The sequence below is a fragment of the Blastococcus sp. SYSU DS1024 genome, assembly GCF_054050795.1.
This window is the reverse complement of the sequence record NZ_JBJHAA010000004.1, coordinates 112,117-135,420: the sequence shown is the minus strand read 5'-3', so window position 1 is coordinate 135,420 and position 23,304 is coordinate 112,117. Positions and strand designations below refer to the sequence as shown.

Here is a 23,304-nt window from a genome sequence, read left to right as displayed (position 1 = left end):
CGTGGTCGGCCGGGCTCGGAGGGCGGTGCGGGTGGGGTGAGGTTACCGGTGGGTAACCGGCGGGATCGCTGAGGTTCAGCGGGCCGGCTCGACGAGCTCGACCAGGACGCCGCCGGCGTCCTTCGGGTGGACGAAGTTGACCCGGCTGTCCGACGTCCCGCGCTTGGGGGTGTCGTAGAGGAGCCGCAGGCCACGCTCGCGCAGCGTCGCGCTCACCGCCTCGACGTCGTCGACGCGGAAGGCCAGCTGCTGCAGGCCGGGGCCGGAGCGGCCGATGAACTTCGCGATGGTGGACTCCGGCGTCAGCGGCGCGAGCAGCTGGATGCGGGTCTCGCCGGTGCCGACGGCGAGCATCGCCTCGCGGACGCCCTGCTCCTCGTTGGTCTCCTCGTGCACCGAGTGCACCCCGAACGCCCGGGCGTAGAAGGCGATCGCCTCGTCCAGGTCGGGGACGGCGATGCCCACGTGGTCGATGGTCGTCAGCAGGCCCTCGGGGAGGCCGGGGCGCGCGGCGTCGTTGCTCACGGGAGGCATCCTGCCGTCAAGACGTCTGAGACGACAGGTGGGTGTGGTGGGCCTCACTCCCCGGACGTGACGGCGACCACGAAATCCGCCCTGCCGCCCGTCGGATGCCCGTCCTATCCTTCCCGGAAGGCCCGACGCCGCGCCGGCAACGCCGGCGCGGCGCGTCCCGACAACGTGGTCGCCACCGGCGGCGGCCCGCCACTGGAGGCAGCATGTCCCGCTCGGTCATCGTCAGCGGCGCCCGTACCCCGATGGGCCGGCTCCTCGGCTCGCTCAAGGACTTCTCGGCGGCAGACCTCGGTGGCGTCGCCATCAAGGCCGCGCTCGAGCGGGCCGGCATCTCCGGCGACCAGGTCGACTACGTGATCATGGGCCAGGTCATCCAGGCCGGCGCCGGCCAGAACCCCGCCCGCCCGGCTGCGGTGGCCGGCGGCATCCCGATGTCGGTGCCCTCGCTGACCATCAACAAGGTCTGCCTGTCCGGCATGAACGCCATCGCGCTGGCCGACCAGCTCATCCGCGCCGGTGAGTACGACGTCGTCGTCGCCGGCGGCATGGAGTCGATGACCCAGGCGCCGCATCTGCTGGCCAACTCGCGCACCGGCACGAAGTACGGCGACACGAAGCTCATCGACTCGATGGCCCACGACGGGCTGTCGGACACCTTCGACCAGGTGGCGATGGGCGCGCTCACCGAGCAGGCCAACAGCCGCTACGACCTGACCCGCGAGGAGCAGGACGAGTTCGCCGCCGCCAGCCACCAGAAGGCCGCGCGCGCCGCCAAGGACGGGATCTTCGACGAGGAGATCACCCCGGTCCTCATCCCGCAGCGCAAGGGTGACCCGATCGAGTTCCGCGAGGACGAGGGCATCCGCCCCGACACCACCGCCGAGAGCCTCTCGAAGCTCAAGCCGGCCTTCGCCAAGGACGGCACGATCACCGCCGGTACCGCCTCGCAGATCTCCGACGGCGCCTGCGCGGTCGTGGTCATGAGCGCCGAGAAGGCCGCCGAGCTGGGCTGCACCGTGCTCGCCGAGATCGGTGCGCACGGCGTCGTCGCCGGCCCGGACGCCACCCTGCAGAGCCAGCCGTCGCGGGCGATCCAGAAGGCCTGCGAGCGCGAGGGCATCGACCCGACGTCGCTCGACCTGGTCGAGCTGAACGAGGCGTTCGCGGCGGTCGGCATCGTCTCCACCCGCGAGCTGGGCATCGACCCGGAGAAGGTGAACCCGAACGGCGGCGCGATCGCCCTCGGGCACCCGGTCGGCATGAGCGGCGCCCGCATCGTGCTGGACCTGGCGCTCGAGCTGCGGCGCCGCGGTGGCGGCGTCGGCGCCGCCGCGCTGTGCGGTGGCGGGGGCCAGGGTGACGCGCTGATCCTGCACGTGCCCGCCAAGGCGTGACGGAGGGGACCGCGGTCCAGCCGCCGGCTCCCGCCGCCCCTCGCGGGCGGCGGAGCCGCCGGGCCGCCGACGTCCCGACGCTGGTGGCGCGCGCCCGTGAGGGCGACGCCCGGTCGGTGGCCCGGCTGATCTCCCTGGTCGAGGACGCGAGCCCGGCGCTGCGCGAGGTGGCGGCGTCGCTCGCTCCGCACACCGGCCACGCCCAGGTCATCGGCCTGACCGGCTCGCCGGGCGTGGGCAAGTCGACGTCGACGACCGCGCTCGTGCGGGCGCTGCGGCAGGCCGGCAAACGGGTCGGGGTGCTGGCCGTCGACCCGTCGTCGCCCTTCTCCGGCGGAGCCCTGCTCGGCGACCGCGTGCGCATGCAGGACCACGCCGGCGACAGCGGTGTCTTCATCCGGTCGATGGCCTCGCGCGGGCACCTCGGTGGGCTGTCCTGGGCCACGCCGCAGGCCCTGCGCGTGCTGGACGCCGCCGGGTGCGACGTGGTGCTGATCGAGACCGTCGGCGTCGGGCAGTCCGAGCTCGAGATCGCCTCGCTGGCCGACACGACGCTGGTGCTGGTGGCCCCCGGTATGGGCGACGGCATCCAGGCCGCCAAGGCCGGGATCCTCGAGGTCGCCGACGTCTTCGTGGTGAACAAGGCCGACCGGGACGGTGCCGACCAGACCGTGCGCGACCTGCGCTACATGCTCTCGCTCGGCGGGCGGCACTCCGAGGCCGGGCACTGGCGCCCGCCGATCTGCCGCACGGTGGCCGCCCGCGACACCGACAACGGTGTCGAGGAGGTCCTGGCGAGGATCGAGGAGCACCGGCAGTGGCTGGAGTCCTCGGGCGAGGGGCACCGCCGCCGCAGCGAGCGGGCCGCCCGCGAGATCGAGGCGATCGCGCTGGCCACGCTGCGCGAGCGGATGGGCGACGTGCGCGGGTCGGCCGCGCTCGGTGCCCTGGCCGACGCGGTGGTCGGCGGCGGGACCGACCCCTACCGCGCCGCCGACGAGCTGCTCGACCAGCTCTGACCCGCCGCGTCCCCGGGCGGCTGCCCGGCTACGCGGGGGCGGGGATCCGCTCCGGCACGAGCGGCGGCGTCGCCCGCGCGCGCGGTGCGCTCAGCCGTTCCCACGGCAGGATCGACAGGATCGCGATGCAGTGCGGCAGGAAGATGATCTGCACGCCGGCGTAGACCATCACGTGGAAGCCCAGCAGGAACAGCACGAGCGCGACCCGCGCCCGGTCGCTGCGCACCAGCAGCATCAGCGGGGCGGCGAACTCCAGGATCAGCATCACCCACTGCACGGCGGGCAGCAGGTACGGCACGTCCAGGGTCCACTGCGACAGGTCCGTCCCGCGGCGCACCAGCGCCCGGGTCAGCGTCGCCCCGGTCGGCCAGTCGAGCCCACCGAAGCGGATCTTGGCCCAGGCGGCGAGGAAGTACGTGAGCATCACCGTCACCAGGACGGCGGCCATGGCCCAGCCTGCGGCTTCGGAGCGGCGCCGGTCGCCGAACCGCGCCCGTCCGATGGTCGGGAGCACCGCGAGCGCCACGAGGAAGGCGATCCGGTCGTGATCCACCTTGCCGTAGCTCATCGCGATGACCATCCACTCCAGGTAGAGGAGGAAGACGGCGGTGCCGAGGAGCCGGGGGGCGCGGCCGCCGGCCGCGGCGAGGGCGGCGAGCACGAGCGCCCACTGCACGACGAGGACCACCGTGGCGGTCGGCGTCGGCAGGTCCAGCAGGCGGCCGATCAGCAACGGGTCGTACCACTCGGTGGGCACGTGGGCGTGCGCCCTGACCCAGGCGGTGGTGAGGAAGACGTCGACCGGGATGAAGAGGTAGGCGATCGTCCGGAACACCGCGACCCGGGCGAGCGGGACCGGGCGGAACCACCAGCGGTGCCACGAGGGTGCGGGAGCGGGCGTGTGCGGTGCGCTCATGCGCTGCCGTCCTCCAGTGCGTGCTCGACGACGACCCGATCCGACCAGCTCCCGGTCCGCCGTCCGTCGGTCAGCTCGATCCGGCGCTGCACCACCTGCACGACCACCAGGTCGGGCGCCGTGGGGTGCGCCTCGGCGTAGGCCTCGGCGAGCATCCCGAGCAGCTCGGGGTGCTCCCTGATCCGGTCCAGCTGGCCCTCGAACTCCGCGCGGCGCAGGCCGACCTCGCCGCCGGAGAGCCGTACCTCCTCACCCGTCGCGGTCAGGCCGACCGTCCGGGTGGAGACCACCGGGGCATCCGGGTCGGCGCGGGTCGAGTACATGCGGAACGGGCCGAACGGGAACTCGTCGTCGTCACCGAACAGGGACCCGGCGAGCAGCATCGCCAGGACGACGACCGTCGCGACCAGCCGGCCACGGCGCCCGGCCGGGCCGAGCCGGAGCGCCGGCGAGTCCGCCGCCCGCTCGGGAGGTGGGGGGAGCGGCACGTGGGCAGGCTAGGACCGGCGGGTGCCGGAAGCCGACCGGCGCGCATGCTCCTCCTCCCCGTGGGCGCAGTGGCCACAGCCGACCCACCGGCCGCGGAACTTGCGCTTCGTCGGTGGCCTCGTGAGGATCACCGGGTGAGCGCTGCGGGACGTCCGGACGCCGTCGTCGTCGGGGCGGGGCCCAATGGCCTGGCCGCCGCGCTGCGCCTGTCGGCCGCGGGTCTGCGGGTGCGTGTCGTGGACGCCGGTGACCGGCCCGGTGGTGGCATGCGCACCGAGGAGCTGATGCGTGCCGGGTACCACCACGACGTCTGCTCGACCGTCCAGCCCCTGGCTGCGGCCGCGCCCTTCTTCCGCGAGTTCGACCTGCCGGCGCGGGGTGTGCGTCTCGTGGACCCCGAGATCAACTTCGCGCACCCGCTGGACGGGGGGCGGGCGGCGGTGAGCCGCCGGTCCCTGGACCGGACCGCGGAGGGGCTCGGTGCGGACGCGGCGGCCTACCGCCGGCTGTTCGCGCCGCTCGTCGAGCACGGCGCGGACATCGTCGACTTCTTCCTCACCAGCCGGTTGCGCAGCCTGCCCACGCGCAGCGTCGCGCAGATCACGAGGTTCGGGCTCACCGGGCTGCCCGACGTGCGGTGGCTGGCGCAGCGGTACTTCGACACCGAGGAGGGGCGCGCGCTGCTGGGCGGCGCCGCGGCGCACGGGATGGTCGACCTCACCAAGCCGCTGACCTCGGCGCTGGGCATGCTGCTGGCGATGCTCGGCCACCACGTCGGGTGGCCGTTGGTCGAGGGCGGGTCGCAGAAGCTGGCCGACGCCATGGTCACCGCGCTCGAGGAGCAGGGGGGCGAGGTGGTGACGGGGCACCTGGTCACCGACCTGCGCGAGTTCGAGGGCGTGCCCGCGGTGCTGCTGGACACGACTCCGGAGGCGTTCGTCGCCATGGCCGGCGACCGGGTGAACCAGGGCTACCGGAGGTGGGTCTCCCGCTACCAGCACGGCCCCGGGGCCTTCAAGATCGACTGGATCCTGTCGGAGCCGGTGCCGTGGACCAACCCCGACGTCCGGAAGGCCGGCACCCTGCACGTCGCGGGGAACCTGGAGGAGACCGTCGCGGGGGAGCGGGCGCCGAACGAGGGCCGGATCACCGACCGCCCCTACGTCCTGGCGGTCCAGCCCACGGTCGCCGACCCCACCCGCGCACCGGAGGGCGGGCACATCTTCTGGGCCTACGTGCACGTGCCGCACGGCTCCGACGTCGACATGACCGAGGCCATCGAGAACCAGGTCGAGCGGTTCGCCCCCGGGTTCCGCGACACGATCGTCGACCGGTGCACGAAGAACGCCGTGGAGATGGAGCGGTGGAACCCCAGCTACCGGGGTGGTGACATCTCCAACGGCCAGGCCACCCTGCGCCAGATGCTGGCTCGCCCCGTCCCGCGGTGGAACACCTACAAGACGCCGGTCGAGGGCGTGTACCTCGCCTCCGCGGCCACCCCACCGGGGCCCGCCGTGCACGGGGCCTGCGGTGACAACGCCGCCCGCACCGCGTTGCGGGAGGTCTTCGGCATCCGGAAGGTCCCGCCGCTGCGGCCACCGCTGCACTGAGCGGCCCGACCGCGCACGACGGCGCTCGCGACGGCCGGTTCGGTGCGGGCGGCGCCCCCGGTAGCCTGCCGCGCATGGTCCGACCGCTGGGGTTGCCGTTCGACCCGATCGAGCGCGCCGGCGAGACGTGGGAGAAGCACTTCGGGCCGTCCTCGGCCATGCGGGCGGCGACGTCGGTCTTCCGGGTCCAGCAGATCCTGCTCGCCCGCTTCGACGAGGTGCTCCGCCCCCTCGGGCTCACCTTCGCGCGGTACGAGGTGCTCGTGCTCCTGACCTTCAGCCGGTCGGGGGAGCTGCCGCTGAAGGTGATCGGCAGCCGGCTGATGGTGCACCCGACCAGCGTCACCAACGCGATCGACCGCCTGGTCGCCGCGGGCTACGTCGACCGCCGCCCCAACCCCGCCGACGGTCGGGGCGTCCTCGCCTCGATCACCGAGCGCGGCCGTGCCGTGGTGGAGGAGGGCACCCGGGCGCTCACCGACATCGGTTTCGGGCTGGGGGACCTCTCGGTCGACGAGCACGAGTCCGTGTTCGCCACGCTGCGCCGGGTCCGCCTGGGCGCCGGCGACGTCGCCGGGTGACCCTCGACACACGATAGTTGGACGTCCTAGCATCTCGGTATGACCCAGGACGCGCGGCAGCGGTGGCAGCAGCGGTACGACGCGGCACTGGCTGCGGGGCGGGTGCGGGATGCGGACTTCACGACGCTCTCCGGCGTCGAGGTCGACCCGGTGTACGGGCCGCCCGACGAGAGCGCGGTCGAGGGGTTCGAGCGGATCGGCTACCCGGGGGAGTTCCCCTTCACCCGGGGCCTGCACGCCACCGGCTACCGCGGCCGGGCCTGGACCATCCGCCAGTTCGCCGGCTTCGGCAACGCCAAGCAGACCAACGAGCGCTACAAGATGATCCTGGCCGAGGGCGGCGGGGGGCTCTCGGTCGCCTTCGACATGCCCACCCTCATGGGCCGTGACTCCGACGACCCCCGCGCGCTCGGCGAGGTCGGGCACTGCGGCGTCGCCGTGGACTCCGCCGTGGACATGGACGCGCTCTTCGACGGCATCGACCTCGAGGCGACGACGACGTCGATGACCATCAGCGGCCCCGCCGTCCCGGTGTTCTGCATGTACCTGGTGGCCGCCGAGCGCCAGGGCGCCGACATCGGGAAGCTCAACGGCACGCTGCAGACCGACATCTTCAAGGAGTACATCGCGCAGAAGGAGTGGCTCTTCCCGCCGGAGCCGCACCTGCGCCTGATCGGCGACCTGATGGAGTACTGCGCCGAGAGGATCCCGGCGTACAAGCCGATCAGCGTCTCCGGCTACCACATCCGCGAGGCCGGCTCGACCGCCGCGCAGGAGCTGGCCTACACGCTGGCCGACGGTTTCGCCTACGTGGAGCTGGGGCTCTCCCGTGGCCTGGATATCGAGCAGTTCGCGCCCGGCCTCTCGTTCTTCTTCGACGCGCACATCGACTTCTTCGAGGAGATCGCGAAGTTCCGCGCCGCCCGCCGCATCTGGGCCCGCTGGCTGCGCGACGTCTACGGGGCGACGACGGAGAAGGCGCAGCAGCTGCGGTTCCACACCCAGACCGCCGGCGTCTCGCTGACCGCTCAGCAGCCGGACAACAACATCGTCCGGACGGCGGTCGAGGCGCTGTCGGCCGTCCTCGGCGGCACGCAGAGCCTGCACACCAACGCCCTCGACGAGGTGCTCGCCCTGCCCAGCGCGAAGGCGGCGCAGATCGCGCTGCGCACCCAGCAGGTCATCGCCGAGGAGACCGGCGTCATGAACGTCGCCGACCCGCTCGGCGGCTCCTGGTACGTCGAGGCGCTCACCGACGAGATCGAGCGGCAGGCGGAGGAGATCTTCGCCCGCATCAAGGACATGGGCACCGACGGCACCATGACGTCCGGCATCCTGCGGGGCATCGAGGACGGCTGGTTCACCGGGGAGATCGCCGAGGCGGCGTTCGTCTACCAGCGGGCGCTGGAGAAGGGCGACAAGAAGGTGGTGGGGGTCAACACCCTGGTCGGCTCGGTCGATGCCCACGACAAGCTGGAGATCCTCCGGGTCAGCCACGAGGTCGAGCGGGACCAGAAGGCGGAGCTCGCCGAGCGCCGGCGGCAGCGGGACGACGCCGCGGCGCGGGCGGCCGTCGCCCGCATGGTGGAGGTCGCCCGGACGGAGCAGAACATGGTGCCGGCCATGCTCGACGCGGTCCGCGCCGAGGCCTCCCTCGGTGAGATCTGCGACGCGCTGCGGACCGAGTGGGGCGGTTACACCGAGCCCGCGCGGTTCTGAGCCATGACATCGCGGTCCTCCGGACCGCACCGCGGCCACGTGCCGTCCCCGACGGGCGCTGAGCCGCTCCTCGGCACGCCTCGGGAAGCCTCCGGCCCCCGCTCGGCGTACCGACCTCGCAGGGCGGCGGCATCGCGCCCTCCTCGGGAATCCTCCGGGCTCCGCTCGCCGGAGCGCGGACGGCGAGGCCTGCGGCCCGACGCGGCGGCCCCCCGCGCCGGCGGTCCGGTGGTGCTGCTCTACTCGGCCGACCTCGACCGCACCGTCGTCGCCGTGGAGGCGGCCGGCGGCCGGGTGACCGAGGGCCCGTACCCGTTCCCCGGCGGGCGCCGGTTCCACTTCGTGGATCCGAGCGGCAACGAGCTCGGGGTGTGGGGAGAGGCCTGAGCCCCGGCTCCGACACGCCCGGTCCCGCGGTGGGATGATCGAGGTCATGCAGCCCACCCGCCCCGGACGTCCCGACCCGCGCGCGCAGGCGCAGCAGGCCCAGATGGCCGCTGCCATGGCCGGCGCCGTCGACCTCGCCGCCGTCAAGGCCCGCTCGGAGGCCGCCGCACGCGCCCAGGCCGCCCCGCCGCCGAGCGCCGCCGCGCCGGCGGGCGTGCCGGGTGGCGCCGTCGTCGACGTCACCGAGGCCACGTTCCAGGCCGAGGTGCTGGATCGCTCGTTCCAGGTGCCGGTGGTGCTCGACCTGTGGGCCGAGTGGTGCGGTCCGTGCAAGCAGCTTTCCCCGGTGCTCGAGCGGCTGGCCGTCGAGGGCGGCGGCTCCTGGGTGCTGGCGAAGGTCGACGTCGAGGCCAACCCGGCGCTGGCCCAGGGGTTGCGCGTCCAGGGCATCCCCGCCGTCAAGGCGGTGTGGCAGGGGCAGCTGGTCGCCGAGTTCACCGGGGCGATCCCCGAGGAGCAGGCCCGCCAGTTCGTCACCGAGCTGGTGCAGGCCACCACCGGTGGCGCGGTCCCCGGGGCCGAGCCCCAGGAGGTGGAGGACCCGCGGCTGGACGCCGCCGAGGCCGCGCTCGAGCGCGGTGACCTCGCCGCGGCCGAGGCCGCCTACGAGGCGATCCTCGCCGAGGAGCCCGACCACCCCGACGCGAGCATCGCCCTGCGCCAGGTGCAGCTGTTCCGCCGGGCGGAGGAGGCGGGCCCGGATGCGCTGGCCGCCGCCGACGCCGCGCCCGACGACGTCGCCGCGCAGACGCGGGCCGCGGACTTCCTCCTGGGCACCGGGAACATCGAGGCGGCCTTCGACCGGCTGCTCGACGTCGTCCGCCGCACCGGGGGCGAGGACCGCGACCAGGCGCGCAGGCACCTGGTGGAGCTCTTCGCGGTCGTCGGCGACCAGGATCCGCGCGTCGCCTCGGCCCGCCGTCAGCTCACCGCCGCCCTCTTCTGACGGCGGGGGGTCACGCGCCGATGCCGCAGGCCTCCCCGCCGTCGAGGAAGCCGCTGCGGAAGGCGCCGACCAGCTCGAAGCCGGAGGCGTCGGCGTCGGGGAACACCTGCTCGTCGACGCCGTAGCGCAGCAGGAACTGGACGGCCTCGTCGAGGTCGCCCGGGCTGATCTCGGCGTCGACCACGTCGACGAACTCGGCGTTGTACCACTGCGCCTGGTACCAGCCGGTGAGGCAGACCGCCGACCGGGTCGCCTCGCCGTCGTCCACCGACAGGCCGGCCTGGTCGCGCACCGCGAGGGCGTAGGGGAGGGCCATGGCCGTGGCCAGCGCGAAGTCACCGATCTCGTCGTAGGCCGGCACCGCGAGCTCGGTCTCGTCGATGTAGACGGTCACCTCGTCGGGGCAGTAACCCAGGTCCCGGCCGTCGAGCCCGCCGCAGCCCGGGGCGCGGCCGTCGAACCCGGCGATCGCGGGCTCCTCGAACCGGCCGCCGAATGCCGCGGGGAAGACCTCACCCCAGAAGGCGGGCAGGGTGGCGCCCACCCAGTCGACGATGTCGGCGAAGTCGGCGTTCCCCTGGTTGAGGTCGGTGGGATTGAACTCCGCGGCGGTGAACAGCCGGTCCTCGCCGAACGCGTCGCGGCAGGTGGCCAGACCGCTCTCGAAGCCGTCGTAGAACGCCGAGACGCGGTCGAAGTAGGAGCCGTGCGCCTCGACGTCGTCCGGGTCGCTGCCCACGTCGTCGCGGAGCAGGAGGAAGCCGCGGACGACGTCGTCGAGTTCGGGCTCGCGCAGGGACAGGTGAGCGGCCTCCCCGTCGGCGACCCAGCGCGTCCAGGCGCCGGCGAGGCAGTCGGCCTGGGTCTCGTCCTGGATGCTGCGCCCGGACTCGGCGAAGCCGAACCGACCCTGCATGGCGTGCCCGAACTCGTGCGCCATGACCACCGGCACGAGGAAGCGACCGTAGTCGTCGGAGAGCTCCTGCAGCAGCGCCCGGTCGTAGGCGATGACGTCGCAGGCGGGGTCGTAGAACGCGTTGCCGGCCACGTCCTCCGGCGCGGTGGAGGACCCTGCGCAGCCGATCCCGGTCTCGGGGTAGGCGTCCTCGTCGAGGTCCTCGGAGTCCACCGAGAAGTAGCCCGCCAGTGGGGTGTACTCCTCGCCGAAGTACTCGGGGTACGCCTGCGTCCAGAAGGTCTCGAGGTCGGCCAGGGCATTGCGGGCGAACTGGTCGATCGGCTCATCGCTGACGCCGGTGATCGGGAACTCGTCGGCCGGCACGTCGGTCGGTGCACCGTCGGGGGGAGTGGCCTCCCCGCGGACCGTGCCGGTGATGCAGCCGGAGAGCACCAGCCCCGCGGCGACCAGGGGGGCCACCCGGCGCAGCAGCTGTCTCATCCGGTTGCTCCTCCAGGCGGTGCGGGGCACGCGTCCGGGAGGTCGCGCGCCGCACAGCATGCCCGGTGGGTGAGGAGCCGGCCACCACCCGGCCGCGCCGGAGCGGCGCGGCCGGGTGGCGGGACGGTGGATCAGCCCTCGTGCAGGAACCAGACGGTGCCCAGCGGCGGTGCCGAGATCGTCGCCGAGTACGGCTGGCCGTGCCACGGCTCCGCCTCGGCCTCGACGCCGCCGTAGTTGCCGACGCCGGACCCGCCGTAGCCCTCGGCATCGGTGTTGAGCACCTCGCGCCAGTGCCCGGGGCGGGGCAGCCCGATGCGGTACTCGTGGTGCGGGGCGCCGGAGAAGTTCACCACGCAGGCCAGCGCCGAGCCCTGGGGCGCAGCCGGCTCGACGGCGTCGTCGGCACCGGCCGCCTCGGCACCGTCGTCGGTGGCGGTGTCGTCGGGGGCGGCGGTGATCGCCACCGGCTGCGGGGCGGCCCCGTAGCGCAGGAACGACAGCACGTTGCCCGAGGCGTCGTTGGCGTCGATCCACTGGAACCCGGCCGGGTCGACGTCCAGCGACCAGAGGGCGTCGAACTCCTTGTAGCGGCCGTTGAGGTCGGTGACCAGCTGCAGGATGCCGCGGTGCGCGGGGTCGTCGAGGTGCCACCAGTCCAGCGAGCGGCTCTCGGCCCACTCGGAGTCCTGGGCGAACTCCGACCCCATGAACAGCAGCTGCTTGCCGGGGTGGGCCCACATGTAGGCCAGGTAGGCCCGCAGGTTGGCCAGCTGCTGCCACCGGTCCCCGGGCATCTTCCGCAGCATGGAGCCCTTGCCGTACACGACCTCGTCGTGGCTGATCGGCAGCACGTAGTTCTCGCTGTACGCGTAGTGCATCGAGAACGTCAGCTGGCCGTGGTGGTAGCTGCGGTAGACCGGCTCCCGCTCCACGTAGGCCAGCGAGTCGTGCATCCAGCCCATGTTCCACTTGAAGCCGAAGCCCAGCCCACCCAGGTGGGTGGGCCGGGTGACCCCGGGCCAGGCGGTCGACTCCTCGGCGATCGTCATGACGCCGGGGACCTCGCGGTAGACGGTCGCGTTGAACTCCTGCAGGAAGGCCACCGCCTCCAGGTTCTCCCGGCCGCCGTACTTGTTGGGCTCCCACTCGCTGCGGGAGTAGTCGAGGTAGAGCATCGAGGCGACCGCGTCGACGCGGATGCCGTCGATGTGGAACTCCTTGCACCAGTACAGGGCGTTGGCGACGAGGAAGTTGCGGACCTCGGACCGGCCGAAGTCGAAGACGTAGGTGCCCCAGTCCAGCTGCTCGCCCCGGCGGGGGTCACCGTGCTCGTAGAGCGGTGTCCCGTCGAAGCGGGCCAGCGCCCACTCGTCCTTGGGGAAGTGGGCGGGCACCCAGTCGACGATGATCCCGATGCCGGCCTGGTGTGCCCGGTCGATCAGGTACCGCAGGTCGTCCGGGGTGCCGAAACGGGAGGTGGGCGCGTAGTAGGAGGTGACCTGGTAACCCCAGGAACCGCCGAAGGGGTGCTCGGCCAGCGGCATGAACTCGATGTGGGTGAAGCCGGCGTCCCGGACGTAGTCGACCAGCTCGTCGGCCATCTCGCGGTAGGACAGCCCCTCGCGCCACGAGCCGGCGTGGACCTCGTAGACGCTCATCGGGCGCTGGTGCCACCCGGCCTCGGCGCGCTCGGTCAGCCAGGTGTCGTCGCCCCACTCGTAGGTGGACTCGGTGACCACGGAGGCGTTGAGGGGCGGCACCTCGGTGGCGAACGCGAGCGGGTCGGACTTCTCGCGCCAGGTCCCGTCGGCACCCAGGACGTGGTAGCGGTAGCGGGTGCCGACCTGGACGCCGGGGATGAAGATCTCCCAGACGCCGGAGGACCCGAGCACCCGCATCGGGTAGGCGCGGGCCTCCCAGTAGTCGAAGTCGCCGGTGACCTTCACGCCGCGAGCGCTGGGCGCCCACACGGCGAAGGAGACGCCCTCCACCGTGCCGCGCGGCGTCTCGTAGCGCCGGACGTGCGCGCCGAGCACCTCCCACAGCCGCTCGTGGCGCCCCTCGCGGATCAGGTGCTCGTCGATCGGCCCCAGCGTGGGCAGCCAGCGGAAGGGGTCGTCGACCGTGTGCGTGGTCGTGCCGCCCTGCCCGTCCCCGTAGACGACCTCGATCCGGTAGTCCCCGGGCTGGCCGGGGAGGCGCGCCTCGTGGATGCCCGCGTCGTGGAGGGGCTCGGCCTCGTACCGGCTGCCGTCCTCGTCGAGGACGGCGACGCTGACCGCATCGGGCCGCAGCGTGCGCACCGCCCAGCCCTCGGCCGTGCGGTGCGCGCCGAGGATGCGGTGCGGGTCGTGCGACCAGCCCTCGACGATGGCCCGGAGGTCCTCCTCGCCGAACTCCTCGATCTCGCTGTCGCCGGCGGCGCCCGCGGTCGTGCCGCCGGCGGGGGAGGAGGTGCCGGCCGGGGGGACCGGCGCCGCAGGCTCCGCCGAGCCATCGCCGGCCGCCCGGTCCTCGGTCGGCGCCTGCGGGGTGTCGGGGGCGGCCGGGTCGGGGTCGGGGGCCTCCGGCTGCCCGGCCGGGGTGCCGCTGGGGGAGCCGGGCTCGGCGATGGGGGCGGGGGCCACCACCGGGTTGGCGGTGACCTCGGTGTCCTCGCCGCCGGGCTCCGGCGTGGCCTCGGTGGCCGTGGGGGCGGCGGCGACCTTCTTCGCCGTCGCCCGCTTGGCCGCCGTCGCCTTCGTGGTGGGCGTCGCCGCGTCGGCGGCGGCCGCCTTCTTCGCCGGGGCCGCCTTCTTGGCCGGGGCCGCCTTCTTCGCGGCCGGGGCCTTCTTCGCGGGCGTGGCCTTCTCGGCGGGCGTGGCCTTCTCGGCGGGCGCCTTCTTCGCCGCGGCACGGCGGGTCGTCTTCTTCGCCGGTTCGGCGTTCACGACCGGGCCGCCGGCGGCCGCCTCGGCCTCGGCCACCTTCCGGTCCACGGCGCGCTGCAGATCGTCCTTGTCGGCCACGTGGCTCTCGCCTCGGTCGTCGGTCGTCATCGTCTCGCCGTCCTCGTCCGTTCTCGGTGCTCTGGTCCGTCGGTTCGGGAGCTCAGTCGCGACCGGCGAGCCGGGCGATCGACTGGAGCGGGATCATCAGCCAGTGCGGACGGTTCCTCGCCTCGTAGACGCATTCGTAAACCGCCTTGTCGGCCTCGAACGCCCGAAGGAGTGGTGACTCCCCGCACGGGTCCAGGCCGCTGGCCTCGGAGTAGCCGGCGCAGAAGGCGGCTCGGTTGCGCGCCGCCCACTCCTGTGCGCGGTACTCGCGCTGCGGGTCCTCCGGCTGCTCGACGAGCAGGTGCCGGGCCGCGTAGTCGAAGCTGCGCAGCATGCCGGCGACGTCGCGCAGCGGGCTGTCGAGTTCGCGGCGGGATGCGAGCGGGCGGGCCGGCTCGCCCTCGAAGTCGAGGATGATCCACCCGGTGGCGGTGCGCAGCACCTGGCCCAGGTGGAGGTCGCCGTGCACCCGCTGGCGGACCACCTGCTCGCCGCTGTCGGCGACGGCGGCGTACACCTGGCGCAGCGCGTCCGCGTGCTCCTGCAGCTGCGGCACGATCTCGATCGCCGCGTCGAGCCGCTCGGTCATCTGCCGGGCCACGGCCGGGTACCAGTCCGGCGCGGCCTCCTCCGTGGGGAGGACCGAGGCCATGTCGGCGTGGACCGAGGCGGTCGCCGCACCCAGCCGCTCGCTGTCGGCGGCGAAGTCACCGCCCACCTCGTCGGCGTGAAGGTCGCCCTCGGCGTACAGGTCGCGGACGCTCGCGGTGGCCAGCCGCCAGCCATCGCTGGCGTTGGGCACGAACGTCTGGAGCATGGCCACGGTGGCCGGTTCGCCGCCCGCGGGCTCGTCGATCTCCACGTGGCCGAGCAGCGGGGCGATGTGCTCGTTGTCGGTCCGGCGCAGGGCGCCGTGGATCTCGACGTCGGGGTTCAGCCCGGGCTCCAGCCGCCGGAACAGCTTGAGGATCGCCTCCTGGCCGTACACCAGCGAGGTGTTGCTCTGCTCGGTCGAGACGATGTCGCCCGGCAGGCCGGCGGGGATGTCGCCCTCGCCGGCGGGCGAGAAGTGCATCGGGCCCACCGAGGAGCCGTTGGCCAGGTGGATCAGCCACGGGGCGGTGGACTCGCGGTCACGCATCGCGTCGTAGGCGTAGGTCTCCTGCCCCTCGCCCGCCACCGCGCCGATGTAGGCCGAACCCAGCTCCTCGGCCTGCTGATCGCGCCAGGAGATCGGCACCAGGTAGGTGTCGCGGGCGCCGTCGGTGTACTCGATGCGCACCCGGTGCACCGACAGCACCGGGTTGCCGCGGTCGAGGAAGAAGCCGTCCTCGGTCACCCCGGCCCACTCGCGGCCCTTGCCGCCGAACCACCGCTGCTGCGGGATCCACTCGCGGAACAGGTCGATCAGTGCGCTCATCGGGCATCTCCGGACTCGTCGGACGGCTCGTCGGCGGCGCTCACCACGCCCGCGGCCAGCAGGGAGTCGGCCACGGCGCTGGAGGTGGCGCTGGCCCAGTCCTCGTGCTCGTCGGGGGCCGGCTCGGTCGGCTTGGAGAGCTCGAACCAGTAGAAGCCGTGCCCGGCGAGGGTGAGCATGTACGGCAGGACGCCGATCTGCGGGAACTCCACCCGCCCGGTGAGCTCGATCGGCGTGTAGCCCTCGAAGCGGCGCAGGTCCAGCTCGACCGGCTGCGGGAAGCGCGACAGGTTGTTGACGCAGAGCACGACGTCGTCGCCGAACTCGCGCACGAACGAGAGCACCGTGGGGTTGCGCGACCCGATCTCGGCGTAGCTGCCCAGCCCGAACGTCGGGTGCTGGCCGCGGACCTGGATCATCCGGCGGACCCACTGCAGCAGCGAGTTGGTGTTGCGCAGCTGCGACTCCACGTTGGTGACCTGGTAGCCGTACACCGGGTCGGCGTTGAGCGGCAGGTACATGCGCTGGGGGTCGGCGGTGGAGAAGCCGCCGTTGCGGTCCGGGGTCCACTGCATGGGGGTCCGGACGCCGTCGCGGTCACCGAGCCAGATGTTGTCGCCCATGCCGATCTCGTCGCCGTAGTAGAGGACCGGCGAGCCCGGCAGGCTCAGCAGCAGCGCGTTGAACAGCTCGAGGGTGTTGATGTCGTTGTCCAGCAGCGGGGCCAGCCGCCGGCGGATGCCGATGTTGGCCTTCATGCGGGGGTCCTTGGCGTACTCGTCCCACATGTAGTCGCGTTCCTCGTCGGTGACCATCTCGAGGGTCAGCTCGTCGTGGTTGCGGAGGAAGACGCCCCACTGGCAGTTGTCCGGGATGTCCGGCGTCTGCGCCATGATCTCGGAGATGGGGAAGCGCTGCTCCCGGCGCACCGCCATGAACAGGCGCGGCATGACCGGGAAGTGGAACGCCATCTGGCACTCGTCGCCGTTCTCGCCGAAGTACTCGACGACGTCGGCCGGCCACTGGTTGGCCTCGCAGAGCAGGACCGTGTCGGGGTAGTTGGCGTCGACGACCTTGCGCACCTCCTTGAGGAACTCGTGCGTGCGCGGGAGGTTCTCGCAGTTGGTGCCCTCCTCCTCGAAGAGGTAGGGCACGGCGTCGAGCCGGAAGCCGTCGATGCCGAGGTCCAGCCAGAAGCGCAGGGCGTCGATGATCGCCTCCTGCACCTTCGGGTTCTCGAAGTTCAGGTCGGGCTGGTGGGAGAAGAACCGGTGCCAGAAGTACTGCTTGCGCACCGGGTCGAACGTCCAGTTGGAGCTCTCGGTGTCGACGAAGATGATCCGGGCGTCGGCGTAGCCGGTGTCGTCGTCGGCCCAGACGTAGAAGTCGCCGTACGGGCCGTCGGGGTCGCTGCGGCTGGCCTGGAACCACGGGTGCTGGTCCGAGGTGTGGTTCATGACGAAGTCGATGATCACGCGCATGCCGCGGGCGTGGGCCTCGTCGAGGAACTCCTTGAAGTCCTCGATGGTGCCGAACTCGGGCAGCACCGCCGTGTAGTCGCTGACGTCGTAGCCGCCGTCGCGCAGCGGGGAGGCGAAGAACGGCGGCAGCCACAGGCAGTCGACGCCGAGCCACCGCAGGTAGTCCAGCTTGTCCTTCATGCCGCGCAGGTCGCCGACGCCGTCGGCGTTGCTGTCGGCGAAGCCGCGGACGAGGACCTCGTAGAAGACCGCGCGCTTGTACCACTCGGGGTCGGTCCCCGGCGGCGGGAGCGCGGACCGGTTCGCGGGGGAGTCGGGGACGGGAACGTTCATCGGGAGCGGGTGCCCCTCTCCTGTCGTGCCGGGGGGTGGAAGTCGTCGGCCCCGTCCCCGGTCCCGCTCCGAGCGGAGCCGGGGGCCGGGAGGACGGGGTCCTCCGTCAGTCGACCGGCGGGGGGAACTGCACCGGCCGCGGGAAGGTGACGGCGAAGACGTGGGCGGGTTCCCGGTAGGGGTCGAGCTCCACGTAGTTGAACTGGCCCCAGTCGTAGCGGGCACCGGTCAGCTCGTCGGTGACCCCGAAGCGCTCGTGCCAGTCCAGGCCCAGTGCCGGCAGGTCCAGCGCCGTCGTCCCGATCTGGGTGTCGCGGCTGGACAGGTTCACGACGACGATGACGGCGTCGTCCGAGCCCGGGTCGGTCTTGGAGAAGCAGAGCAGGTTGGGGTTGTCGACCTGGTGGAAGCGCAGCGTGCGCAGCTGCTGCAGCGCCGGGTGGGCGCGCCGGACCTCGTTGAGCCGCCGCAGGTACGGGGCGAGGCTCCGGCCGGACGCCTCCGCGCCGGCCCAGTCGCGCGGGCGCAGCCTGTACTTCTCGCTGTCCAGGTACTCCTCGCTGCCCGGCTTCACCGCCACGTGCTCGAAGAGCTCGAACCCCGAGTAGACGCCCCAGGTGGGGCTCATCATCGACGCGAGCACGGCGCGGATCTTGAACATCGGCGGGCCGCCGAACTGCAGCGACTCGTGGAGGATGTCCGGGGTGTTCACGAAGAAGTTGGGCCGCATGTAGTGGCAGTTCGCGGCCAGCTCCCGGCCGTACTCCTCCAGCTCCTCGCGCCCGGTGCGCCAGGTGAAGTACGTGTAGGACTGCGTGAACCCGATCCGCGCGAGCTGGTGCATCATCGCCGGCCGGGTGAACGCCTCGGCGAGGAAGAGCACGTCCGGGTCGGTCTTCTTGACCTCCCAGATGAGCCAGTGCCAGAAGTTCAGCGGCTTCGTGTGCGGGTTGTCGACGCGGAAGATCCGGACCCCGGCGTCCATCCAGACACGCACCACGCGCAGGCACTCGGCGTAGATGCCCTCGGGGTCGTTGTCGAAGTTGATCGGGTAGATGTCCTGGTACTTCTTCGGCGGGTTCTCCGCGTAGGCGATCGTGCCGTCGGGCTTGGTCGTGAACCACTCCGGGTGCTCGGCCACCCACGGGTGGTCCGGAGCGGCCTGCAGCGCGAAGTCGAGCGCGACCTCCATGCCCAGCTCCCGGGTGCGGGCGACGAAGGCCTTGAAGTCGTCCATGGTGCCCAGCTGCGGGTGGACGGCGTCGTGCCCGCCCTCGTCGCTGCCGATGGCCCACGGCGACCCCACGTCGTCGGGGCCCACGTCGTGCGGGTTCCCGCCGGGGAACTGGCTGGAGTTCGGGCCCTTGCGGTTGACCTTGCCGATCGGGTGGATCGGGGGCAGGTAGACCACGTCGAAGCCCATGTCCGCGATCGCCGGCAGCCGGTCGGCGGCGGTGGTGAAGGTGCCGTGGGTCGGGACGCCGCCGACGACGGGCCCCTCCGACCGCGGGAAGAACTCGTACCAGGAGCCGTAGAGGGCCTCGCGACGGTCGACCCACACCTCGTACCGGGGGGAGCGGGTGACCAGCTCGCGCACCGGGTGCTCGTAGAGGTAGCGCTGGAGCCCGGCGGCCAGCGCCGGGGCGATGCGCACCGTCAGCTCCTGCGAGGTGTCGCGGAGCGCGGCGGCGGCGGCCTCCACCCGGCCGCGCCAGTCCTCCGCGGCGCCGGCGGCGACCCGGTCGAGCAGCCGCGCGCCCTCCTCCAGGTCGTTGGCCAGCTCGTCGGCGCCCTGCCCGGCCTCGACCTTGACCTCGACGGCGTGCCGCCAGGTGGCCAGGGGGTCGCTCCAGGCCTCGACGCAGAAGGACCAGGAGCCCTCGCGGTCGGGGACCACGGTGGTGAGCCAGCGGTCCGGTTCCTGCCCGTACTTCGCCAGGCGGCGCAGCGGGCCGGGGTCGTCCTCGGCGCCGGGCGGGATCCACACGACGTTGGCCGCGACGGCGTCATGGCCCTCGCGGAAGACGGTGGCGGTGATCGGCAGGTGTTCACCGACCACCGCGCGGGCCGAGAAGGACCCGCAGGACACGACAGGGGCGACATCGGTGATGCCGAGGCGGAGATCAGCGCGGCCAGTCATCGCCGACCACGCTACTGAGCTGCCGCCTCACCAGCATCTCGGCCGCTCGTCCGCAGCTCCCGCCTCACCCGTCCGGGGTCGGCGGCGGGCTCCGGCGAGCTCCGCGGGGCACCGCGCGACGAACGCGACGGAGGGCCCGGAACTCGTTAGGCTCGCCGGGTGCGAGCTCTCCGTCGGTTCACCGTCCGCGCGGCTCTGCCGGAGCCGCTCCTGCCCCTCTCCCAGCTGGTGACGAACCTGCGCTGGTCCTGGCACGTCGAGACCCGCGACCTGTTCGAGGCGCTCGACCCCGAGCTGTGGGGCCGCTGCGGCGGCGATCCGGTGCGCGTGCTGGGGGAGGTGTCGGCCGAGCGGCTGGCCACCCTGGCCAAGGACCGGCGGTTCGTCCGCCGGCTGACCGACGCGGTCGACGACCTGGAGGAGTACCTCGCCACCCCCCGCTGGTACCAGTCGCTGGGCGAGGAGGCGCCGCGGACCATCGCCTACTTCTCCGCCGAGTTCGGCATCAGCGAGGTGCTCCCGCAGTACTCCGGCGGCCTGGGCATCCTCGCCGGCGACCACCTGAAGGCCGCCTCCGACCTCGGCGTCCCGCTGATCGGCGTGGGCCTGCTGTACCGGGCCGGGTACTTCAGCCAGGGGCTGTCCGCCGACGGGTGGCAGCTCGAGCACTACCCCTCGCTGGACCCGCACGGCCTGCCGATCAAGCTGCTCCGCCAGGCCGACGGCTCCGCCGTGGTCATCACCGTGCCGCTGCCGGAGGGGCGAACCCTGCACGCGCACGTCTGGCGCGCGCAGGTCGGCCGGGTCTCGCTGCTGCTGCTGGACAGCGACATCGAGGAGAACGCCCCGGGCGAGCGGCTGGTCACCGACCGGCTCTACGGCGGCGACGAGGACCACCGCCTCCGGCAGGAGATGCTGCTGGGCATCGGCGGGGTGCGGGCGCTGCGCGCCTACTGCTCGCTGACCGGCACCCCGCAGCCGGAGGTGTTCCACGCCAACGAGGGCCACGCCGGCTTCCAGGGCGTCGAGCGCATCCGGGAGCTCACCGAGGCGCACGGTCTCACCTTCGCCGAGGCGCTCCAGGCCGTGCGCGCCGGCACCGTCTTCACCACCCACACCCCTGTCCCGGCCGGCATCGACCGGTTCCCGAAGGCGCTCATCGAGCGCTACTTCGCGGGCTTCGGCGTGCCGATGGACCAGCTGCTCCCGCTGGGCGCCGAGGACGACCCGGCGAAGTTCAACATGGCGCACATGGGCCTGCGCCTGGGCCAGCGGGCCAACGGGGTCAGCGCGCTGCACGGGCACGTCAGCCGGGGGATGTTCAACGACCTGTGGCCGGGGTTCGACGAGGGCGACGTGCCCATCAGCTCCATCACCAACGGCGTGCACGCACCCACCTGGACCGCGCGCGAGCTGGTCGAGATGGGCACCCAGACCTCCAGCCAGGGCGATCCGGTGTCCGTCGACGGGCCGGTCCACTTCGACGGCGTGGACCGCATCCCCGCCGCCGAGCTCTGGGCGACCCGGCGGACGCTGCGCGGCCGCCTCGTCGACGAGGTGCGCCGGCGCATCCGGGAGACCGCGCTGTCCCGCGGGGCGACCGAGACGGAGGTGGGGTGGACCGACACCGCCTTCGACCCCGACGTGCTCACCATCGGCTTCGCCCGCCGGGTGCCCTCGTACAAGCGGCTGACGCTGATGCTGCGCGACCCGGAGCGGCTCAAGGCCCTCCTCCTCGACCCCGAGCGGCCGCTGCAGCTGGTCATCGCCGGGAAGAGCCACCCCGCGGACGACGGCGGCAAGCGGCTCATCCAGCAGATGGTGGAGTTCGCCGACGACCCGGAGATCCGCCACCGGATCGCGTTCCTGCCCGGCTACGACATCGGGATGGCGCGCTACCTCTACTGGGGCTGCGACGTCTGGCTGAACAACCCGCTGCGCCCGCTGGAGGCCTGCGGCACCTCGGGCATGAAGGCCGCGCTCAACGGCGGGCTCAACCTCTCCATCCGCGACGGCTGGTGGGACGAGTGGTTCGACGGGCAGAACGGCTGGGCGATCCCCACCGCCGACGGCGTCGCCGACCCCGAGCGCCGCGACGAGGTGGAGGCCCGGGCGATCTACGAGCTGCTGAGCACCCAGGTGCTGCCGCGCTTCTACGAGCGGGACAGCGACGGCGTGCCGGGGCGCTGGGTGGAGATGGTGCGGCACACCCTGCGCGAGACCGGCCCCAAGGTCCTGGCCACCCGGATGGTCCGCGACTACGTCCGCGGGCTGTACGTGCCGGCGGCCGGCTCGGCCCGGGCGATGGCCGCCGACGGCTACGCGCCGGCGCGCACCGAGGCCTCGTGGCGGGCGCACCTGCTGTCCCAGTGGCACGACGTGCGCGTCGCCCACGTCGAGGCGACCGGCGCCGGCGACACCCCGGAGATCGGGTCGACCCTCGCGCTGAGGGCCGAGGTCGAGCTGCCGGGGCTGCAGCCCGGCGACGTCCAGGTGCAGGCGGCCTACGGCCGGGTCGACGACGCCGACGGGCTGCACGAGGTGACCACCGTGCCCATGGCCCACGAGCACACTGACGGGTCGCGGCACTGGTTCACCGCCACGGTTCCGCTGGAGCGGACGGGCGCCTTCGGCTACACGGTGCGCGTCCTCCCGCACTCGGAGCACCTCGCCGATCCGGCGGAGCTCGGCGTGGTGAGCACCGCCTGACGGGGAACCAGCGGGCACTCGAGCCACGCCGGCCACAGTGACCTCGTGTGATGTCGTCGCGCCCCGGCGTGGCGGTGGCCCGCGGCCAGCCAAGACGCTCGTGCATCACTAGGCTGGACGCCATGCCCGACCGCTGTGAAGTGCTCCCCGGAGATGCCGTCGTCGCCCGCCGTGGCGGCGGCCTGCTGTGGGTCGACGCTCCCGGCTCGCCCGCCCTCGTGTCGGCCCTGCACGCCTGCCTGGGCGTGACGGGTCCCGGGGCCGACCGCGTCCTGACCGCCGTCGCCGGTCAGCTGAGCTCGCTCGCCTCCGGCAGCGTGTCCTTCGCCCTCGTCCTCACCGCCGACGCCGGGACCGGTGTCGCGCTGTGGGCGGGCAAGGGACAGCCGGCCGTCGACGGCGTCCCGGTCTCCGGGTCGTCGGTCGAGGGCGGCACCCTCGCCACCGGCTTCTCGCTGGGGCAGTCGCTCTACGTGGGCCCGGGTCAGTCGGCGCCGCGCACCCCGCCGGGCGTGAGCTACGACCTGGTCGAGGGCACCGTGCCCGGCGGTGGCGCCACGCTGCACCTGGCCGGCACCGCGGCGCCGGCCCCAGCCGCGGCCGCGGCCCCGGCGCAGTCGTCGTTCTCGGCGGGCACGGACGCGGGCTTCGGCGCAGGCCGGGGCGCCTCGGCGTCGGCGGCCCAGCCCGACTCGGGTGAGCAGACCGCCTTCTGGCGCCCCGAGTCGACCGAGGCCACGCCGATCCTGCGGTTCGACGACGGCATGGTGGTCACCATCGACGAGGACCTCGTGCTCGGCCGGCGTCCCGACAACCACGAGATGGTCTCCAGCGGCTCGGCCCGCGCGGTCCCGATCGCCGACACCCAGAACGTGCTCTCCTCGGCCCACGCGGCGCTGACCCGCAGCGGCCGCGAGGTCTCGCTGGTCGACCTCGGCTCGCTCAACGGCACCCACGTCGCCGGCCCCGAGGCCACCGAGTGGACCCAGCTCGAGCCGGGGGTGGCGCACCCGCTCTCCGACGGCGACCGCCTGCTGCTCGGCTGGACGGTCATCACCTTCGAGCAGCCGGAGGAGTAGCCCCCCTTCCCGAGAGCCCCGGTCCGATGTCGGACCGGGGCTCTCGG

At 73.0% G+C, this 23,304-nt stretch carries 17 protein-coding genes; 9 read left to right on the top strand and 8 right to left on the bottom strand.

Translation table 11 applies throughout. The features are described 5' to 3' along the window. Nucleotides 1–75: 75 nt before the first annotated feature. Complete coding sequence (gene mce / locus ACI79S_RS05485; RefSeq protein ID WP_456592428.1) at nucleotides 76–534, bottom strand: methylmalonyl-CoA epimerase; 459 nt, start codon at nucleotides 532–534, stop codon at nucleotides 76–78. Between the two features lie 203 nt (nucleotides 535–737). Between mce and ACI79S_RS05480 the strand changes: the two genes are divergently transcribed. Together ACI79S_RS05480 and meaB are read left to right on the top strand one after the other, a co-directional pair. Continuing rightward, nucleotides 738–1,928 carry an acetyl-CoA C-acetyltransferase gene (locus tag ACI79S_RS05480; RefSeq protein WP_456592427.1) on the top strand — a complete coding sequence of 397 codons (1,191 nt, stop codon included), beginning with the start codon at nucleotides 738–740 and terminating at the stop codon, nucleotides 1,926–1,928. Continuing rightward, nucleotides 1,925–2,947, top strand: a complete 1,023-nt coding sequence (gene meaB / locus ACI79S_RS05475) for a methylmalonyl Co-A mutase-associated GTPase MeaB (protein ID WP_456592426.1) — start codon at nucleotides 1,925–1,927, stop codon at nucleotides 2,945–2,947. The genes ACI79S_RS05480 and meaB overlap by 4 nt, the downstream gene beginning before the upstream one ends. A 28-nt stretch (nucleotides 2,948–2,975) precedes the next feature. Here the strand turns inward: meaB and ACI79S_RS05470 are convergent, their stop codons facing one another. Together ACI79S_RS05470 and ACI79S_RS05465 are read right to left on the bottom strand one after the other, a co-directional pair. Beyond that, nucleotides 2,976–3,863, bottom strand: a complete 888-nt coding sequence (locus ACI79S_RS05470) for an HTTM domain-containing protein (RefSeq protein ID WP_456592425.1) — start codon at nucleotides 3,861–3,863, stop codon at nucleotides 2,976–2,978. Continuing rightward, nucleotides 3,860–4,351, bottom strand: a complete 492-nt coding sequence (locus tag ACI79S_RS05465; RefSeq protein ID WP_456592424.1) for a hypothetical protein — start codon at nucleotides 4,349–4,351, stop codon at nucleotides 3,860–3,862. Before ACI79S_RS05465 ends, ACI79S_RS05470 begins: the two co-directional genes overlap by 4 nt. Nucleotides 4,352–4,486: 135 nt before the next feature. On the opposite strand from ACI79S_RS05465, the gene ACI79S_RS05460 reads away from it, so the two are divergent. From ACI79S_RS05460 to ACI79S_RS05440, 5 genes are all read left to right on the top strand, one after another. Then, a complete protein-coding gene (locus tag ACI79S_RS05460) occupies nucleotides 4,487–5,962 on the top strand; it encodes a phytoene desaturase family protein (RefSeq protein ID WP_456592423.1) in 1,476 nt (491 codons plus the stop codon). A gap of 74 nt (nucleotides 5,963–6,036) precedes the next feature. Beyond that, the gene (locus tag ACI79S_RS05455) at nucleotides 6,037–6,543 is read left to right on the top strand and encodes a MarR family winged helix-turn-helix transcriptional regulator (protein WP_456592422.1); all 507 of its coding nucleotides are present in this window, start codon (nucleotides 6,037–6,039) and stop codon (nucleotides 6,541–6,543) included. 39 nt (nucleotides 6,544–6,582) lie between these two features. Beyond that, nucleotides 6,583–8,262: an acyl-CoA mutase large subunit family protein gene (locus tag ACI79S_RS05450; protein ID WP_456592421.1), complete on the top strand. Its 1,680-nt coding sequence runs from the start codon at nucleotides 6,583–6,585 to the stop codon at nucleotides 8,260–8,262. Nucleotides 8,263–8,265: 3 nt separating this feature from the next. Further along, the gene (locus ACI79S_RS05445) at nucleotides 8,266–8,649 is read left to right on the top strand and encodes a VOC family protein (RefSeq protein ID WP_456592420.1); all 384 of its coding nucleotides are present in this window, start codon (nucleotides 8,266–8,268) and stop codon (nucleotides 8,647–8,649) included. 46 nt (nucleotides 8,650–8,695) lie between these two features. Next, nucleotides 8,696–9,655 carry a tetratricopeptide repeat protein gene (locus tag ACI79S_RS05440; RefSeq protein WP_456592419.1) on the top strand — a complete coding sequence of 320 codons (960 nt, stop codon included), beginning with the start codon at nucleotides 8,696–8,698 and terminating at the stop codon, nucleotides 9,653–9,655. Between the two features lie 10 nt (nucleotides 9,656–9,665). Here ACI79S_RS05440 and ACI79S_RS05435 read toward each other — a convergent pair whose 3' ends face one another. The 5 genes from ACI79S_RS05435 to ACI79S_RS05415 all read right to left on the bottom strand — a co-directional run bounded on the left by ACI79S_RS05435 (nucleotide 9,666) and on the right by ACI79S_RS05415 (nucleotide 19,469). Next, entirely contained in the window at nucleotides 9,666–11,054 is a 1,389-nt protein-coding gene (locus ACI79S_RS05435) for a neutral zinc metallopeptidase (protein WP_456592418.1), read from the bottom strand. 131 nt (nucleotides 11,055–11,185) lie between these two features. Continuing rightward, the gene (gene glgB / locus ACI79S_RS05430) at nucleotides 11,186–14,095 is read right to left on the bottom strand and encodes a 1,4-alpha-glucan branching protein GlgB (protein WP_456592417.1); all 2,910 of its coding nucleotides are present in this window, start codon (nucleotides 14,093–14,095) and stop codon (nucleotides 11,186–11,188) included. A gap of 52 nt (nucleotides 14,096–14,147) precedes the next feature. Further along, on the bottom strand, nucleotides 14,148–15,515 hold the full coding sequence (locus ACI79S_RS05425; RefSeq protein WP_456592416.1) for a maltokinase N-terminal cap-like domain-containing protein: 1,368 nt from the start codon (nucleotides 15,513–15,515) through the stop codon (nucleotides 14,148–14,150). Continuing rightward, the gene (treS, locus tag ACI79S_RS05420) at nucleotides 15,512–17,329 is read right to left on the bottom strand and encodes a maltose alpha-D-glucosyltransferase (protein WP_456592415.1); all 1,818 of its coding nucleotides are present in this window, start codon (nucleotides 17,327–17,329) and stop codon (nucleotides 15,512–15,514) included. The genes ACI79S_RS05425 and treS overlap by 4 nt, the downstream gene beginning before the upstream one ends. Nucleotides 17,330–17,435: 106 nt before the next feature. Beyond that, nucleotides 17,436–19,469 (bottom strand): alpha-1,4-glucan--maltose-1-phosphate maltosyltransferase, encoded by a 2,034-nt coding sequence (locus ACI79S_RS05415; RefSeq protein ID WP_456592414.1) that lies wholly within the window; start codon nucleotides 19,467–19,469, stop codon nucleotides 17,436–17,438. Nucleotides 19,470–19,628: 159 nt separating this feature from the next. Here ACI79S_RS05415 and glgP point away from each other — a divergent pair, with 159 nt between their 5' ends. Together glgP and ACI79S_RS05405 are read left to right on the top strand one after the other, a co-directional pair. After that, nucleotides 19,629–22,178 carry an alpha-glucan family phosphorylase gene (glgP, locus tag ACI79S_RS05410; RefSeq protein ID WP_456592413.1) on the top strand — a complete coding sequence of 850 codons (2,550 nt, stop codon included), beginning with the start codon at nucleotides 19,629–19,631 and terminating at the stop codon, nucleotides 22,176–22,178. A gap of 122 nt (nucleotides 22,179–22,300) precedes the next feature. Beyond that, nucleotides 22,301–23,257 carry an FHA domain-containing protein gene (locus ACI79S_RS05405; RefSeq protein ID WP_456592412.1) on the top strand — a complete coding sequence of 319 codons (957 nt, stop codon included), beginning with the start codon at nucleotides 22,301–22,303 and terminating at the stop codon, nucleotides 23,255–23,257. Nucleotides 23,258–23,304: the final 47 nt, after the last annotated feature.

Bases quoted from the DNA above. Each gene is read 5' to 3' on its own strand.
- mce (WP_456592428.1), bottom strand. From the start codon at position 534: ATGCCTCCCGTGAGCAACGACGCCGCGCGCCCCGGCCTCCCCGAGGGC.
- ACI79S_RS05480 (WP_456592427.1), top strand. From the start codon at position 738: ATGTCCCGCTCGGTCATCGTCAGCGGCGCCCGTACCCCGATGGGCCGG.
- ACI79S_RS05470 (WP_456592425.1), bottom strand. From the start codon at position 3,863: ATGAGCGCACCGCACACGCCCGCTCCCGCACCCTCGTGGCACCGCTGG.
- ACI79S_RS05455 (WP_456592422.1), top strand. From the start codon at position 6,037: ATGGTCCGACCGCTGGGGTTGCCGTTCGACCCGATCGAGCGCGCCGGC.
- ACI79S_RS05450 (WP_456592421.1), top strand. From the start codon at position 6,583: ATGACCCAGGACGCGCGGCAGCGGTGGCAGCAGCGGTACGACGCGGCA.
- ACI79S_RS05445 (WP_456592420.1), top strand. From the start codon at position 8,266: ATGACATCGCGGTCCTCCGGACCGCACCGCGGCCACGTGCCGTCCCCG.
- ACI79S_RS05440 (WP_456592419.1), top strand. From the start codon at position 8,696: ATGCAGCCCACCCGCCCCGGACGTCCCGACCCGCGCGCGCAGGCGCAG.
- ACI79S_RS05435 (WP_456592418.1), bottom strand. From the start codon at position 11,054: ATGAGACAGCTGCTGCGCCGGGTGGCCCCCCTGGTCGCCGCGGGGCTG.
- glgB (WP_456592417.1), bottom strand. From the start codon at position 14,095: ATGACGACCGACGACCGAGGCGAGAGCCACGTGGCCGACAAGGACGAT.
- ACI79S_RS05425 (WP_456592416.1), bottom strand. From the start codon at position 15,515: ATGAGCGCACTGATCGACCTGTTCCGCGAGTGGATCCCGCAGCAGCGG.
- treS (WP_456592415.1), bottom strand. From the start codon at position 17,329: ATGAACGTTCCCGTCCCCGACTCCCCCGCGAACCGGTCCGCGCTCCCG.
- ACI79S_RS05415 (WP_456592414.1), bottom strand. From the start codon at position 19,469: ATGACTGGCCGCGCTGATCTCCGCCTCGGCATCACCGATGTCGCCCCT.
- ACI79S_RS05405 (WP_456592412.1), top strand. From the start codon at position 22,301: ATGCCCGACCGCTGTGAAGTGCTCCCCGGAGATGCCGTCGTCGCCCGC.